Genomic DNA, 15,830 nt, shown 5'->3' on the forward strand with positions numbered 1-15,830 from the left:
GTCAAATGTACTATTCCGCGGCCAGTGACGTGAGCAGGGCGCGTGTGTCGGCAATCAGTGTTCGGCGAGACTGGGCAAAAGAATCCTCGTTACCGTCCCGAATGGATGTGCGGGCGATAAGAAGTGCGTCTGTCTGGTCCAACTGTCCAGCGCGCAATCCGGCTTCGATCGTCAATCGTTCGAACACGTCGCGCTGGGCGTGGCTGCCGCCCATGGACTGGAAATGCGGCTGCGCATTCTGCAGGTGTTTGAACGCCAGATCGTATTGTCCTGCACCAAAGGCAGACAGGCCCTTCGCCGCGGACACACCCGGTCGATCCATGACCTTTGCACCTTCGTCCGACCTCTGTGCATCGCGGGCGATCCGGGCTGTCATTCGGGTCAGCGCATCTGCCCTGTGGTCACCGGCAAGGGCGAGCATGTAGTGCAGGTCCGCAAAAACGAGAAGCCCGTCCTTGCTTCGCATCTCGGACAGCGTTGCGAGTTCTTCCCACCGGTCGCCCACATCGACGCCATCCAGTTCCAGCCGCATGAGCAGGGATGTCGCATTGGATATATCGCGATAGTCGTCGGTTTTCTCACTCCGGACCTGCGTGTCGTAAAGCGTAAGAACCGTTTCCACGTCCCCTTTTTCAAGATGGAGAAGCGCCTTGTGCCACCAGACATGATACCGGAAATTGTTGCAGTGATCCCAGGCCGAGGTGTTCTCGTCGATCAAGGTGATGCCACGACCGACCTGATGGGTCATGTCATAAACATGCGTCACGGCATGCAATCCCCACGCGTCGTCCCCGGCCAGCTCAAGGCCAAGAAGACCCAAGCGTTCCGCCTCTGCATATTCGCCGGTTTCTTCCAATCCGAACGCGAGACACCCCAGAGCATACCCGCGCAGCGGGTGGTCGGCGCCGTGAGCGGGCATAACGGCTTCCACAGACGCGCGCATGCCGTGGTTGTCGCCAAGCATGAACCGGATCCCATGCGACAGCTTCATACTGATGGTGTCCGCGGGGTTCAGGCGCAAAGACGCCTCCATATGCGCAATGGCTTTGGACGGATGCCCGCCCAACCATGCGTCAAGCGCTGCGCACCACAGCCGTTCGCGCTCTGTTGCGCCGCCGAGTTGAAGTTTGGCCCGTGCCGTCCGGTTCGCATCAGCCGCAACCGCGACCAGCTCTCGACGCCCCAGCATGAGCGAGGCCAGACCTTTGAGCGCATGCGCGATGGCAAAGTCCGGCGCGCGGTCAAGCAATCGTCCGAGATGCGTCGCGGCGTTCTGCCCGTGCGAGAGAATACCAAGAACCACCGCATTCCAGTCAGACAGGGCGCGTTCGTCGGTAAGGCTGACCTCGCAAGAGCAGATATCGTGCAGCATGAAAGGTCCTTTGTGGATGTGGCAGTGATCAGAGCGCTGTCGTCGTTGGTAGACACTTCTTCAAACACGCTCACATCACAGGCGCGCTAGCGCGCGGGAACGTGAGAATGCCTCACGTTTCGGTGACTTGGCGTTTCAGGATTTGCGCGAGGTGTGCTGTGCCAAAATCGCCGAAAGCGCCTCGGTATCCTGCCCGAACCGAGGCGGCGCACGGCGCACGGAAACCGGCGTCCGGGACAGTTTCAGCGGGTTTCCAAGCAGGTTTACCTTGCCGGATGTGGTTTCCGGGTGATCGACCGAAATCACCGCGCCACGTGCTTCTGCCTGATCCGTGTTCAGGGCCTGTCCCACGGTATGGATCGGGCCACAGGGCACCTGAACCTTTTGTAACAGTTTCAGGACTGCGTCTGTTTTCATCGCAACAAGTGTTTCAGCGATCTGAGGTGTCAGCGTATCGCGATGTGCGATGCGGCCGGGATTCGTGGCAAAGCGGGGGTCGTCCGCCAGATCGGTGCGGTCAACCGCTTTGCAGAAGCGCTGGAACTGCGCGTCATTGCCCACGGCGAGGATGATATGGCCATCCGCGCAGCCAAACACATCGTAGGGCACGATATTGGGATGCGCATTTCCACGGCGTTTGGGTTCGGTTCCGGAGGCAAGATAATTCGTGCCTTCGTTGATCAGCCAAGCCATCTGGCTGTCGACCAGCGCGAGGTCGATATGCTGCCCTTCGCCAGATGCATCGCGGTGTCGGAGCGCCGCGAGGATACCAATGGTGGCGTACATCCCGCACATCACATCAGCGATGCCAACACCCACCTTCATCGGCGGTCCGTCGGGATCACCCGTCAGGGACATGATCCCGCCGTAGCCCTGAGCCATTAGGTCATATCCCGCGATATTTCGGTTCGGTCCGGTCTGGCCGAAACCGGAAATGGAGCAATACACAAGGCGCGGGTGCGCCGCGCAGAGCGTTGCATGGTCCAGTCCGAACTTCTCAAGCCCGCCGGGTTTGTAGTTCTCGATCACCACGTCCGCTTGCGCGGCGATGGCTTTGGCGAGTTCCTGACCATCGGCTTTCGAAAGGTCCGCCGCGACAGAGTACTTGTTCCGATTTGCGGCCATGTAATAGGCACTCAGGTCGCTTCGTCCGTCCGGAGTCGGGGCGTAGGGAGGGCCCCAGCTGCGCGTGTCATCGCCACCGGTCTTGGGATTTTCGATTTTGATCACCGTTGCACCAAGATCACCAAGCATCTGCGTCGCCGTGGGACCGGCAAGAATGCGTGACAGGTCGAGAACCAGAAGCCCGTCAAGTGCTCCGGGCATCTCAGAATGCGCCATCGTAGGCTCCGCGATCTATCTCAGCTGCAATCAGCGTGAAGGTGTCAGAGGCCACCGCATCGGTAAGCGCCTGTTCCAGCTCAGTTTTCGACTGCACGGTGTAACCTTTGCCTCCGAAAGCGTTGGCGACGGCTGCAAAATCGGTTCGGTCAAAGTCGACGCCCCGATTGGGCAGTTGCCTTTGGCGCTGCTTCAGTTCGATGAGGGCGAGGGACGCGTCAACGAAGACCACGAAGATGGTCTTGAGCGCAAGCTCTGCTGCGGTTGCCAGTTCGCCCAGCACCATCAGAACGCCCGCATCGCCGGAAAAGGCCACCACTGTACGCTGCGGTTCCGCAATTTGCGCTCCGATGGCCAGGGGCACGGCACATCCCATCGTGCAAAAGCCGGAAGATTGGGTCAGCGCGCGCGGGAAATTGCACCGCCACATTTGCGACAGCAGTATTCGATGCGCGCCACTATCCGCCGTGGCCAGAGTGTCCTTTGGTAAGATGCGCTGGCAGGTCGCGATGACTTGCGCGGGACCCCAGGTGTCGGGCGTGGGGAAAGCGGCCGCCAATTCAGACTTTGTTTTTTCAACGCGACCGCTCTCCCAGACAGGGTGACCGGTGTCCGGCAGGATCGCATCCACGCTGGCCGCGCAATCGCCAATGATGTTGAGCGTCGATTGATGCATGTAATGGTGGTTGGGCTCGGCCGTGATGTCGATCACCATCTGGTTTTGCGGATCCCACGGGTTCTGCCAACCGGCGCGCATCTCGATCGGGTCGTAGCCGATGGCAAGGATCACATCGGCTTGCCGGACCAAAGGCAGGAGCACACCATCGGCCTTGGGCGACAGCCCGGCACCCCCAAGTGACAGGGGATGATCCTCGGGCAGCAAGCCCTTGCCCTTGTATGTCGTGATGACCGGCGCTCCGAGCAATTCGGCCGCCTTTTGCACAGCGTCTGCGCCACCCGGTGCCAAGGCGTCGACCCCGGCTAGGATAAGCGGGCGCTTTGTATCGGCAAGTGCGGTGCGCGCGCGATTAAGCGCATCACCGGAGGGGGCAGTTTTGGCCGCCGGCGTGCGCAGAACGCCGGTTCCCTGAGCTGGCGCGTCGGCGACTGAGATCGGCACATCGATGTGAACCGGGCCGGGGCGCCCCTCCATGGCTATTGTGACAGCCTTGTCGGCGATGACATGCGCAGCACCAGCATTCAGGGTGAAGCTGGCCTTTGTAATCGGGCGGAAGACCTGAGGTTGGTCTAGCACCTGATGCGTATAGACTTCGGCAACCTCGGGATCGACGCATCCTGTCAGAACGATCATCGGAACACGATCCTGGCGCGCGTTTTCGACCACGTTGATTCCGTTCAGCGCTCCGGGACCCACGGTCGCCACCATGATCCCCGGTGCGCCCGTGCGGTGATAGGTGCCCTCCGCCATGAAGCCCGCAGCGTTTTCGTGTTTGCACAGGATGAACGTGATGCCAGCGGCTTCGAGCGCGTCGATCAGGGTCAGAACCTCTCCACCCGGTAAGCCGAAAGCCCACCGGCAACCCGCTTCGTAAAGGCGTTTTGCAACAACGTCGGCCGCGCGCATCGGCATTCCTTTTCCATTTGTTTCGCAAATGGGATGCGCCACAACGCGATAAGACGCAAAACACGTCCATGTGTTGCGGTTGAAATGAAGCTGTCGATTGGCCGTGACTTAAGGGCGGATCGGAAACCGATCACCTGCTTCGGTGATAAGGACGAGCCGGTCTGCCGCGTCGAGGACATACATGTCGCATCTTGAGAAACCGGTCACGAAATCAACGCAGATTGTGCTGTTATCCTTGACCTCGAAATAGCCGTACCCGGTGCCGCCGTCGTTGGCATAAGTGTAGGTGTAACGACCGTCTTCGAAGAAGCGCGACTGGCCATCGTCAAAGAAGGTGATCGTGGTCCCGCGCAATCTGGTGTCGAGTGTGGCCTGATCGAACAATCTGTCACCGTCGCGAGGGGACCAATCCTGCGCGACAAGAGTCGATGGCATCAGCACAAAGATAGCGAGAAACCGTATCATTCAATGAGCCTAGCGCGGAATGCTGCCGCGCGTCTCACACGATTACGCGACCATGCGTTCGGCTTTTTTCAGATCGACCGACACAAGTTGGCTTACGCCCTGTTCCGCCATCGTTACGCCAAAGAGGCGATCCATGCGCGACATGGTGACCGCATGGTGCGTGATGATGAGGAAGCGTGTCTCGGTGCGTCGGCACATCTCGTCCAGGAGGTCACAGAAGCGGGTCACGTTGGCGTCATCCAATGGCGCGTCGACCTCATCCAGCACGCAGATCGGAGCCGGGTTCGCCAGGAACACCGCAAAGATCAGCGCCAGCGCGGTCAAGGTTTGCTCGCCTCCGGACAGAAGCGACAGTGTTGACAGTTTCTTTCCGGGAGGCTGGCACATGATCTCGAGCCCGGCTTCAAGCGGATCATCACTCTCGACCATGACAAGGCTTGCCTCGCCGCCGCCGAACAGATGGGTGAAGAGAAGCGAGAAATTGCTGTTCACCTGCTCGAACGCGGTCAGAAGTCGTTCTCGGCCCTCACGGTTGAGGCTTGAGATGCCAGAGCGCAGCGTTTTGACGGCCTCTTCCAGATCCTGCTTTTCGGAGAGCAACGTATCGTGCTCTTCTTGGACCTCCCGCGCATCTTCTTCGGCGCGCAGGTTCACCGCCCCGAGCGCATCGCGCTGGCGTTTGAGGCGATTGACGTCGGCATCAATGGCCTCGGCTTTCGGCAGGTTGTCCGGATCGGCACCAAGTTTCTGCAAGAGTGCTGTCGGGCTTGTTTCCTGCTCTTCTGCGATCCGTTCCGCAGCAAGCGTCACCGCTTCCCGAGCCGCCTCTGCGCGGGCTTCGGACCGGGCGCGTGCTTCGCGCGCTTCGGAGGCGTGGCGTTCGGCTTCGCGTTCGGCCTGATCCGCGCTGCGCAGGGCGCTCTCTGCCGTGGACAGCGCATCGTCCGCAGCCGCTTTACGCGCTTCCGCCTGGGTGATTTCGTGACCAAGGCTGTCGCGCTGTGCAGCGAGTTCGGCCGGGGTGTTCGAGGCGGTTTCGAGCTCGTCCTGAGCGGCCTCGCGTCTTTCGGCCAGTTCCGCGCTGCGTTTCTCCGCCGTCTCGAGCCGATGACGCCATCCGCTCAGGTCCTTGGTGACTTGCTGCGCGCGGGCCTTTCGGGCCTCGCCTTCACGGCGCAGTTCATCATGTTCGGACCGTCGCGCCATCATCGTCATCCGGGCGGCTTCGACCGTCATCTTGAGGTCTTCCACCTCGGCGCGTGCGCTGTCCAGGTCTTCCAACTCGCCTAACGAGCGTTTTGCTTCGACCAGCTGTGTCCGGGCAGTTGTTGCCTCGTCTTCAAACCGCGACACCGCCAGCGACAGGCTTTCCAACTTGCCTTCAGCCATATCGCGATCCGCCTCAGCCCGGCTGAGCTTGCGCGCCGCGTCCGTGACGGCGGCGTCTGCATCTCGACGTGCCTGGCGCGCGGTTTTTTCACCCTGCGTCAGATCGGACAAGCGCTTGGTCAGGCTGTCATGCGCGTCCCGTGCCGCGTCGACCCGCGCAGACAGGCGCGCCGTTTCCTGTTTTAGCGTCTCAAGACGATTGAGCTGTTCCAGCCGAAGGGCTGCTGCGGACGGAGCATCCTCGGCCCAGGCACGATAGCCGTCCCAACGCCAGAGATCGCCTTCCGGGCTGACAAGCCGTTGGCCCGGTTTCAAAAGCGGTTGCAAGCGTGGTGCGTCGTCGGCATCGACCAAGCCGATCTGCGCCATCCGCCGTTCAAGCACATCGGGCACAGAGACATGCCGGGTCAGGGCTGTGACGCCTTCGGGGAGCGGTTGCGTGACGTCGTAAGCGGGTAGAACCGTCCAGCCTGTCGGGCCGTCCCCATCCACTTCTGGTGCGCGTAGATCATCGGCAAGGGCCGCGCCAAGAGCTTTCTCAAAGCCTTGTTCGACCTGCAGGCGATCGAGGATTTGACCACCCTCTGCCGTGTCTCGGTCCAGCAACCGAGCAAGAGCCGTGGTTTCTGCAGACAGCGCGCTAAGCTCACCTTCGGCCTCCGACCGCTCCGCGCGTGCATCGGCCTCACGCGATTGCGTCTCCGCGCGCGCTGCTTCAGCTTCGGACAAGACCTCTTCGGCGCGCTCTGCGAGATCGCGGGCAGCCAGCTGTTCCGCCGCTGCTTGCTCCGCCGTGTCCTTGGCTTGGTTGAGCGTGGTTTTGGCGTCTTCTACCGCCGCGCGCGCACGGTTCGCTTCGGCCTCATTGCGCTCAAGGGTTTTCTGGCTGTCGCTTAACAAGCGCTGGGCAGAGTGGTGGCGGGCGGCAAGGCGGGCCACGTCTTCGGTTTTCTCGCTCAGGTCAGCTTCACGCGCTTGCAAAACGGCGCCTGCCTCGCGCGCGGCTTCGGCGGCATCAGCGAGTTTTTCATCATGACCTTCGGCAGCTTTGGCCAGTTCAGCCGCTTCCCATTCCAACTGTGCGATGGTTTCGCCTGCATCCCGGTTCAGAGCACTTTCGCGCTCCATGTCCTTGCCCATCTGGTCGATGCGCCGGGTCAGTGTCTCGATCAACTCCTCAGCGCGGCGTTCTTGCTCGGACAGCGTATCGCGCTGAAGTGTCAGCCTCTGAACGATGGCGGCGGCGATGGCGGCCTCTTCGCGCAATGGTGGTAGGGCCGCGCCCGCGTCCTCTCTTGCCTTCGAAGCTTCTTGCGCGGCGGTTTCGGCCTTTGCCGCTTCAGTGATGCGTTCGCGTAGCTGCGCGTCCGCTTCGGCTCTTGCCACATCCGCGTCGTTCCAGCGGCGGTACAGCAGCAACCCTTCCGCGTGGCGCAATTCCTCACCAATCGCGCGGTAGCGCGCGGCCTGGCGGGCCTGTCGCGCGAGTTGGGCCAATTGCGCGGCAAGCTGTTCGATCACGTCATCGACCCGAAGCAGGTTCGCTTCCGTGCTCTTCAACTTCAGTTCAGCTTCGTGACGGCGTTGGTAGAGGCCGGAAATACCTGCGGCCTCTTCAAGAATTCGACGACGGTTCTTGGGCTTGGCGTTGATCAATTCGCTGATCTGGCCCTGCCGCACAAGCGCGGGGGAGTGTGCGCCGGTTGACGCATCTGCGAAGAGCATCTGGACGTCGCGCGCGCGGACGTCCTTGCCATTGGCTTTGTAGGCACTGCCCACGTCACGCGTGATACGACGGACGATGTCAAGCTGGTCCTGATCGTTGAACCCTGCCGGGGCGAGCCGGTCAGTGTTGTCGATCTGGATCGACACCTCGGCAAAGTTGCGGGCAGGCCGGGTGGCCGCGCCGGCAAAGATCACGTCTTCCATTCCGCCGCCACGCATTGCGGTCGGGCGGTTTTCGCCCATCACCCAACGCAAGGCTTCGAGCAGGTTCGACTTGCCACAGCCGTTCGGCCCGACAACGCCCGTCAGACCATCTGCGATGATCAGATCGGTCGGGTCGACGAAGCTTTTGAAGCCTGTCAGTCGAAGCTTGGAAAAGCGCACTATGCCTGCCTGCGTGATTCCTAGGTTGGCATTCAGTCTGTGGTGGTCAGGTCGTTCGAGTCAATGCGGGTGTGGCGTATGTGGTAAATTCGCAGTTCTTATCCACAAGATATTGACGCTTGCCTAGCTGGGTTTCCAGCGCTGCACCAATTCCCTTAGGGCACCCGCAAGTACAATAAGGTCCGCGCCTACAGCGATGAAATTCGCACCGCCGTCGATGTTCTCTTGAATGAGCTTCGGGTCGCCATCGATGATCCCGGCGGCCTTGCCCGCGGACCGAATACGGTTCAGCCCGTCGAGCACCTTTGCGCGCACCTCGGGATGGTTGATATCAGGCAGGTGACCCATGTCCGCACACAGATCGGCGGGCCCGATGAACACTGCATCGACGCCATCGACCGCGCAAATCTCTTCCAGTGCATCCATCGCGGCAACGCTTTCCGCTTGTACGATGAGGCAGAGCTCATCCTCGACCGTGGCCATGTAGTCGGGAATGCCGTTGAAGTTTGACGCCCGGCCCAAGACATGGCCGACGCCACGGATGCCGCGCGGCGGGTAGCGCATGGCTTGGACAATTTCGCGGGCATCCTCGGCGGAATTGACCATCGGGCACAGAAGCGTCTGCGCACCCATGTCCAGCACTTGTTTGATCAGCGCCGGATCATTGTGCGGGATGCGGACGATGGGTGTTGTGGTATGGCCCGACAGAGCCATCAGTTGTTCATTGATCGTACCCAGATCGTTGGGCGCGTGTTCACCATCTATCAGCAGCCACTCGAAACCGGCGGCGGCGGCAATCTCCGCGGCATAGCCGGTGCAGAGGCCCAGCCATAGCCCGATCTGCGGGGCGTCGCCGGTGAGGTTGGCTTTGAAACGATTGGTGGGCGCGGGCATATCAGTTTCCTTTTTAAAGGATCAGACAGCAGCGCGCGCCAGGGTTCAAGTCAGTCGCGATTGCGCCAGAGCTTCATCGCTGACCACACGGCGGTGCCACCAAAGAACAGTCCGGCAATGCCGACCACTTCGACCAGAGCCGGAGCGTTTGCAATTCCGCGCACAACGACGGCCACAACCAACAGGGCGAGGCCGAACAGGCTGAAGACAAAGCGGAACCAAAGCTCGTTTCGGGTGGGGCCGTTCATGGAGTCTCCTTTGCTGGGTGCAAAGGTAGGATGCGTGTGGTCGCGGGCCAGTTGTCAGAAGGTGACCGTCACACCGGGCAGATTCAGCGCCTTGACCAGATCGCGCAACTCCTGACGGGCGGCGATATTTGAAATATTGAGCTGTTTGACCCCGATATCTTTTAGGTCAAGCAAGGTGAGACCGCGGGGGAACAGCTCGCGAAAAATCACCCGTTCGTTGAATCCCGGGGCCACACGAAACCCGATCCGCTTTGACAACCGGTCCAGAGCCTTTTCCATTTTCGCCTTGTTCACCATCTGCTGCGCGCCGAGGCGGTTGCGCAGGACCACCCAGTCAATCGGCGGCAACCCCGCTTGCGCACGCAATTGGCGGGCGTTCCAGACCATCTCGGAATAGACGGACGGGCCTTCGATCTTTTCGCCGGACGCGTCGGTGTGGGCGAGCAGGTCGAAATCCACGAAGCTGTCGTTCAATGGCGTGATGAGCGTGTCTGCGAGGGAGTGCGCCACCTGGCTTAGGCGCGTGTGGGACCCGGGGCAGTCGATCAGGATGAAATCGCTGCCGGGTTCCAACTCTGCCACTGCTGCCGACAGTCGGTGATCATAAATGTTCTCACCGGGTTGCAGAGTGTCCGCATCGATTTCGGGCAGTTCCAGATAGCGTGGTGTCGGCAGGTCGAGCCCGTCGCTTTCCATCATCTTCCGGCGGTTGGTGACATAGCGCCCCATCGTTTTCTGCCGCAGGTCAAGATCAAGCGTCCCGACCTTGTGCCCCATGCGCGAGAGGGCCGTCGCGACATGCATGGAGACAGTCGACTTGCCCGCACCGCCCTTTTCGTTCCCGACAACAATAATATGTGCCATGCGCCTGCTCTTGGATCCGTTTTGGCCAGCTATGCGCATAGACGTACGCGGTTGCAACGTGAGATGCAGGATTTCCGGAAATCTGTCGGCAAGCGGTGCATGCCTGACTCACATCAAGCGCTGCGCTTAATGGGTCTGGTTCAGAGCGCTTGCGCCGTCAGCCTGACGTTTCCTTGCAGAAGACTGATCAACATCAAGGCCTCTGTCGAAGACGTATGCGAGAATCAGAAGATGTCAGCGCAAGAGCCAACTGGGTGGGTTTTGTCCTGGCACCGCGGAGAAACCGTCTTTGAGACAAGGGAGCAGATCATGTCAGACCTCAATATCGATGCGGAAAAGGCCATCCGTGATATCTCACAGTACCTTAAAGGCATCGTTGCAAAGGACCGAACCGATGGTGTCATCCTTGGATTGAGCGGTGGTCTGGATTCCTGCGTGATGGCGGCGCTTGCTGTGCGTGCCCTTGGGCCGGGCTCGGTTTCCGTCGTCTATCTTTTCGATCACGACAGTGATCCGGACATCGCCGACAATGCGCGCCTGATGGCGGAATTCCTGGGGCTGGATCTCGAGGTGATCGAGATCACCAAGGACATGGAAAACCTCAAAATCTACTCGCCTCTGTTTATGAAGCTCTTGCGGATTTCAAAGCTCATGGCACGGATCAGTGCCAGCTCCTACAAGTTGATATGCGGCGAAACACCGTTTCAGTCGACGCTTCGTGTTGGCCGCGGCGAAGTCTTGAAGCCCTGGTACAAAAGGTTCTTGTTCAACACCACGATCCGTCATCTCGACAATGGGTTCACGCAACGGCACGTTTTCCGGCGTGCCGTGCTGGAAAAGTTGGCTCAGGAACGAAATCTGTCCCTCATCGGGGCCGCCAATCTGTCTGAATGCGAGGTTGGTTGGTTCGTCAAAGACGGGATCGATGATGTGCCGGTGCAGCCAATGACAGGTTTGTACAAAACGCAGGTGCGCCAATTGGCAAAAGAACTTGGTTTGCCCGAGCGTGTGCGCAGTCAGCTTCCGTCACCGGACATGGCGAACGGCATCACGGATGAATTTGGCATTGGCCATGATTACGCGGATGTCGACATTGTCGTGGATGGATTTCATGAGCATCTGTCCAACGCCGAGATCGCGGCGCAGGGGGTTCCCGAACCCGAGATAGAAGACATTCGCAAGTTGATGAAGTTGTCGGATTGGAAACGGCAATCGCCGCACGAAGCTCCGCCGGTGTCGGGCGTGTTCGGGTCGCCGTTGCGCACAAATTCAGCGAAGACCCGCGACACCCATAAGACGACCAAGGTGACTTGCGACGCGTAGTCGTTGTTGACCGCGGTCACGCCGGTCTTGTCTTGGACGTCTCGGGCGTGACCGGACTTGCTTGCGGTAGTCCGACGAAAAAAGCCGCCCCAAACAGGAGCGGCTTTCGAAAAGGCAACCTGGTGTCGGTTTAGAAGCCGAGGCCTTCGTATTTCTTCTTGAATTTGGACACGCGACCGCCGGTGTCGAGCAGGCGTGCGCCGCCGCCGGTCCAGGCCGGGTGCGCCGATGGGTCGATGTCGAGCGACAGCGTGTCGCCTTCCTTGCCCCAGGTCGAGCGCATCTGAACGATGGTGCCGTCGGTCATCTTGACGTCGATGACGTGGTAATCGGGATGGATGTCTTTTTTCATCTCGGCAATCCTTACGCGTCTGCGCCCTTGAGCGGCTTGTAGGTGCTGTCTTCCGCGATACGGGCAGATTTGCCGCGGCGCGAGCGGAGGTAGTAGAGCTTGGCGCGACGCACGCGGCCACGGCGCACAACCTCGATGCTGTCGATGTTGGTGGAATAGAGCGGGAACACACGTTCCACACCTTCACCGAACGAAATCTTGCGAACTGTGAACGATCCGGCGATGCCGTCACCATTCCGGCGGCTGATGCAGACGCCTTCGTAGTTCTGCACACGAGTGCGTGTGCCTTCTGTCACTTTGTAGCCAACACGGATTGTGTCGCCTGCTTTGAAGTCGGGAATGGTCTTCCCGAGGTCGGCGATCTGTTCCGCCTCCAACTGAGCGATCAGGTCCATCGCTTCATCTCCTAATACTGCTTGCGGTTGCTCCGCAAAGGTGTGCACGCCTCAGAGCTCTTGGTCTTCGTCCGGGTCCGCAACCGCGCCCGCCAGAGATCAGGTCGACTTTGTCTTGTCGCGTCCGGGAGGGGTACGGCTTGTCCCTGTGCGAAGAACACACGGAATCACCGCACCGGGCTGACACCCGGAACACGCGCCGTAAACCAGAGACGTGGCTGCAAATCAAGGGGTATCGCTGTCTTTTCCACGGCCGACGCCACCGACGGAGACCAGCTAGCCGATGACCTCGCCGATGAGCATCTGTGGTTGCGTATTGGTGAACTTCGGGATGTCGGCGATGACCGGTCCTGCAGCCCTCAACGCCGCATCAAGCGCGTCCTTGTCGGAAAAGGTGAAAGTGGCCACGGCGTAGCTTTGTCGTGGCGCATCCGGCCCACCGGCCAGTCCTCTGGTGACCAGAGTCGTCGCGATATGCGGGCCCATATGCGTGTTCACCAGGTCCATATGCGTGCTGGTGTAGTAGTCGTAATCGAAATTCGTTTCACCGGTGATCGGGTAAATCACCTGCAATGACATCGGCATAGAATCCTCCCATGATTTGTCCGTCGGGGAACGCTAACACGGTCAGCGCTATTCGCTGATGTCTTTTCCTGAAGTGGTCGCGTTCCGCTCAGACCAAAGGTCCGGACGTCGCTCCTTGGTCAGTGCTTCTGACTGTGCCTTGCGCCATTTGGCGATTTCGCCGTGATGCCCTGACATCAGAACATCCGGGATCGTCATCCCGCGCCATTCGGCCGGGCGGGTGAATTGCGGGTGCTCAAGGAGCCCGTCAGCAAAGCTTTCCTCTTCGGTCGACGCCTCATTGCCAAGAACACCGGGCAAGAGACGCACGGTGGCGTCGATCACGGCCTGCGCTGCAATCTCGCCGCCGGTGAGGACGAAGTCGCCAAGACTGACTTCGGCAATTCCGTAGTGATCGATCACCCGCTGATCGAGTCCTTCGAACCGACCGCAGATCAGGGTCACGCCTGGGCCACCGGCCAGGCTCTGCGCCATATGCTGCGTCAGTGGTTTCCCGCGCGGGCTAAGATAGATCAGATGGGCATGAGCCGCGATTTTGGGTCGCGCATGGTCTATGGCTGCGGCCATCACGTCGGGACGCAAAACCATACCCGCGCCGCCTCCGGCGGGTGTGTCGTCCACGTTGCGATGCTTGCCTTCGCCAAATAGGCGCAGATCGATCGCTTCCAGCTGCCAAAGCCCGTCTTTCAGCGCACGACCTGTAAGAGATTGACCAAGAATGCCCGGAAAGGCGTCTGGCAAAAGCGTGATCACCTGCGCTTTCCAGATCTTGGCCAGCTCTGGCGTGTGCGTCATCAATTCGCGTGGTTTCAGCGTTGGCCGAATGGTTTTTCGACCGTGCGATTTGAGCGGTTTGGGTTTCGGATCGTCCATCGGCTGGCCTGTCATCTGTGACGGTGGCTCTACAGAAGCTGAATGGAAATGACCAGCTAGGCGACTTCTGTCTGAGCAACGCGGTCGCGCATGGCGAGCATGGCGTTCGGGCTGACGAAATGCTCGGCCATTTTACCGGCTTCCGCAGGTGTCGCCCGCACCAACCGTTCCACCAGCCAAAGCTCGCGGGCCTGATCGTCACTCAACTGCAGGATTTCAGACACGTTCCAGCGCGCCGTGATCTGGCCGAGGATCATATCGATCCGGTCTTCCCGGGTGACAAATCCCGGTCCCGGTTTCTTGATGCTGAGCCGCCCTTCGAGGTCAGCGCGGATCAGGCGGGGGTCCAAGGGTTGAGTCCGCAGGAAGTCCAACGCGCCTTGTGTCAGCAAGGAAGGGTAGCCCGTTTTCGGAACATCATATGTTGCAAGGGTTTCAGACACTTTGGGGTAAACGGCCATAGCGACCGCGGTCATGCTTAATGCCCCGGTGATGCCCAGCAACATGATGGCCAGAGAGACCGCGAATTCCTGCATGGTCAAAGAGACCACGCCCGGCGACAGCGCAGCCAAACTCAACAGTATGCGACGACCCAACTGTTTCAACGGATTTGCTCCCCCGAGCTGACAGGTCGGCGTATCGTGAATCAATGGCGATTCATTGCCGAAATTGTGGCAAAACATGGAACACTTCATGTCCTAAATGTGGCCATCAAGGCATTAGGCGTCGTGCCATTTTGCGAATGTTGCGCTTCGCCTCTCGGATATCGGCTTCTGGCAGACCGCTTCGGTTGAGCGCAAGGAACACGGCATCCACGCCAATATCCGGTTGTACATTCTCTGGCGGCAAAGCGCGCAGGTTCAGCCGCTCGGGCTCTGTGATATCCAGCAGGTCGAGGATCGGATCGAGTGGTCCAAAAGGTCCCTGTCCGATGTCTTCAAGCCGCTGTGAAGTTACTCTTGCAGGCGCAACATCTGTCGCGATCTCCGTGAGTATGTCGTCAAGGCCCACGGCGTCATCGAACTGCGATTGGTAGGCCTCAAAATCGAGTGTCAGACGCGTGCTGCGAAGATTTTGCCACCATGTGCTGCGCAACCAAGGTTTCCGTTCCCGCGTGGAAAAGTAAAACGTGACATCGGCCTCGTCGCCGAAAGAGGCGAACGCCGAAACAGAGATACAGCGCATGATCAGGCCAGCGCCATCGTAACAGGACAAACCGTGCCGCCCGGGCATGTGCCCCGACAGGTCTTCGGAGGCCATCAGGATGGGGCGTGGGTCCGACTCATCCAATCCCGCAAAGAAAGCTGCGGCCGCCTTTGCAACGCGCGCGAGCGTCTTTTCTCGCGGTTCGATTGAGAATGTTCGCGCGGCGGTCGTGAGTTCTTCGAAGTGCTCTTTAAGAAAGATCCGAACGTGAGGCTCCAGAGCCTTTGCGTTTTCTCGCAGCATCGACTGCACGCTTGTCGTGCCTGTCTTATGAAATCCCGCGTGAATGACGACTTTTGTCGTCACGAAAACAGACCTTCGGGCGGATCGGCGACGATCCGGCCCTGAGCGAGGTCAACCGTCGGGACGATCGCTTTGGTGAAGGGTAAGAGCACGGTCTGCTTCTGACCCGGCGCGCTCAGCTCCAAAAGGTCATCGGCCCCGTTATTGTGGACCGCCAGCACTTTACCCAATGGCGCGCCGCCGGTGTCGGTGACGGTCAGACCGATGAGGTCGGCGTGGTAAAATTCGTCATCCGGCAATGAGGGCAAGCGGTCGCGCGGAACGAAGAGCTGCGTTCCGCGCAGCGCGTCGGCGTCTTCCTTTGTTGCGATGCCTGACAACCGCGCCGCCAGACCATTCTTGATCTGGCGCGTGATTTTCACGGTGAAACTGCGTGCGCCGTCTTCGGTCTCTAGCGGCGCGTAATTCGCGATATCCTCGGGCACGGCCGTGAAGCTTTTCAGCCGCACCTCGCCGCGTACCCCGAAGGCACCGGCAATCGCTCCGACGCAGACTTTTTCACTCACCTTGGGTCGCTCCAGATCGC

Annotated in this window: 16 protein-coding genes; 1 reads left to right on the forward strand and 15 read right to left on the reverse strand. The window is 60.0% G+C overall.

Annotated elements, in window-relative coordinates; all coding sequences use genetic code 11:
- Positions 1–10 precede the first annotated feature (10 nt).
- The 8 genes from BUA42_RS17975 to BUA42_RS18010 form a co-directional block, all read right to left on the reverse strand.
- Complete coding sequence (locus tag BUA42_RS17975; RefSeq protein WP_072779728.1) at positions 11–1,372, reverse strand: tetratricopeptide repeat protein; 1,362 nt, start codon at positions 1,370–1,372, stop codon at positions 11–13.
- A gap of 135 nt (positions 1,373–1,507) precedes the next feature.
- Positions 1,508–2,713 carry a CaiB/BaiF CoA transferase family protein gene (locus BUA42_RS17980; protein ID WP_072779729.1) on the reverse strand — a complete coding sequence of 402 codons (1,206 nt, stop codon included), beginning with the start codon at positions 2,711–2,713 and terminating at the stop codon, positions 1,508–1,510.
- Complete coding sequence (locus tag BUA42_RS17985) at positions 2,700–4,298, reverse strand: thiamine pyrophosphate-binding protein (RefSeq protein WP_425435044.1); 1,599 nt, start codon at positions 4,296–4,298, stop codon at positions 2,700–2,702. Before BUA42_RS17985 ends, BUA42_RS17980 begins: the two co-directional genes overlap by 14 nt.
- A 108-nt stretch (positions 4,299–4,406) precedes the next feature.
- A complete protein-coding gene (locus BUA42_RS17990) occupies positions 4,407–4,733 on the reverse strand; it encodes a hypothetical protein (protein WP_143152741.1) in 327 nt (108 codons plus the stop codon).
- A gap of 72 nt (positions 4,734–4,805) precedes the next feature.
- Positions 4,806–8,261: a chromosome segregation protein SMC gene (gene smc / locus BUA42_RS17995; RefSeq protein WP_072779732.1), complete on the reverse strand. Its 3,456-nt coding sequence runs from the start codon at positions 8,259–8,261 to the stop codon at positions 4,806–4,808.
- Positions 8,262–8,384: 123 nt separating this feature from the next.
- Positions 8,385–9,155 carry an aldolase/citrate lyase family protein gene (locus BUA42_RS18000; protein WP_072779733.1) on the reverse strand — a complete coding sequence of 257 codons (771 nt, stop codon included), beginning with the start codon at positions 9,153–9,155 and terminating at the stop codon, positions 8,385–8,387.
- A 50-nt stretch (positions 9,156–9,205) separates the two neighbouring features.
- Positions 9,206–9,403: a hypothetical protein gene (locus BUA42_RS18005; RefSeq protein WP_072779734.1), complete on the reverse strand. Its 198-nt coding sequence runs from the start codon at positions 9,401–9,403 to the stop codon at positions 9,206–9,208.
- 54 nt (positions 9,404–9,457) lie between these two features.
- On the reverse strand, positions 9,458–10,267 hold the full coding sequence (locus BUA42_RS18010) for a division plane positioning ATPase MipZ (RefSeq protein WP_072779735.1): 810 nt from the start codon (positions 10,265–10,267) through the stop codon (positions 9,458–9,460).
- 309 nt (positions 10,268–10,576) lie between these two features.
- Between BUA42_RS18010 and nadE the strand changes: the two genes are divergently transcribed.
- Positions 10,577–11,590 carry an NAD(+) synthase gene (gene nadE, locus BUA42_RS18015; RefSeq protein ID WP_072779821.1) on the forward strand — a complete coding sequence of 338 codons (1,014 nt, stop codon included), beginning with the start codon at positions 10,577–10,579 and terminating at the stop codon, positions 11,588–11,590.
- A gap of 130 nt (positions 11,591–11,720) precedes the next feature.
- Here the strand turns inward: nadE and rpmE are convergent, their stop codons facing one another.
- The 7 genes from rpmE to rimM all read right to left on the reverse strand — a co-directional run bounded on the left by rpmE (position 11,721) and on the right by rimM (position 15,810).
- The gene (gene rpmE / locus BUA42_RS18020; RefSeq protein ID WP_072779736.1) at positions 11,721–11,942 is read right to left on the reverse strand and encodes a 50S ribosomal protein L31; all 222 of its coding nucleotides are present in this window, start codon (positions 11,940–11,942) and stop codon (positions 11,721–11,723) included.
- Between the two features lie 11 nt (positions 11,943–11,953).
- Positions 11,954–12,337, reverse strand: coding sequence for a 50S ribosomal protein L19 (gene rplS, locus BUA42_RS18025; RefSeq protein ID WP_072779737.1), 384 nt, complete (start codon positions 12,335–12,337; stop codon positions 11,954–11,956).
- A 276-nt stretch (positions 12,338–12,613) separates the two neighbouring features.
- Positions 12,614–12,922 carry an EthD family reductase gene (locus BUA42_RS18030; RefSeq protein WP_072779738.1) on the reverse strand — a complete coding sequence of 103 codons (309 nt, stop codon included), beginning with the start codon at positions 12,920–12,922 and terminating at the stop codon, positions 12,614–12,616.
- A gap of 48 nt (positions 12,923–12,970) precedes the next feature.
- Positions 12,971–13,795, reverse strand: a complete 825-nt coding sequence (gene trmD, locus BUA42_RS18035) for a tRNA (guanosine(37)-N1)-methyltransferase TrmD (RefSeq protein ID WP_072779739.1) — start codon at positions 13,793–13,795, stop codon at positions 12,971–12,973.
- Positions 13,796–13,851: 56 nt separating this feature from the next.
- The gene (locus tag BUA42_RS18040; RefSeq protein ID WP_178346928.1) at positions 13,852–14,400 is read right to left on the reverse strand and encodes a hypothetical protein; all 549 of its coding nucleotides are present in this window, start codon (positions 14,398–14,400) and stop codon (positions 13,852–13,854) included.
- 106 nt (positions 14,401–14,506) lie between these two features.
- On the reverse strand, positions 14,507–15,307 hold the full coding sequence (locus BUA42_RS18045) for a hypothetical protein (protein ID WP_245819062.1): 801 nt from the start codon (positions 15,305–15,307) through the stop codon (positions 14,507–14,509).
- A complete protein-coding gene (rimM, locus tag BUA42_RS18050) occupies positions 15,304–15,810 on the reverse strand; it encodes a ribosome maturation factor RimM (protein ID WP_072779741.1) in 507 nt (168 codons plus the stop codon). The genes BUA42_RS18045 and rimM overlap by 4 nt, the downstream gene beginning before the upstream one ends.
- Positions 15,811–15,830: the final 20 nt, after the last annotated feature.

Origin of the sequence: Marivita hallyeonensis (genome assembly GCF_900129875.1) — a bacterium.
In the GTDB taxonomy this organism is placed as follows: domain Bacteria; phylum Pseudomonadota; class Alphaproteobacteria; order Rhodobacterales; family Rhodobacteraceae; genus Marivita; species Marivita hallyeonensis.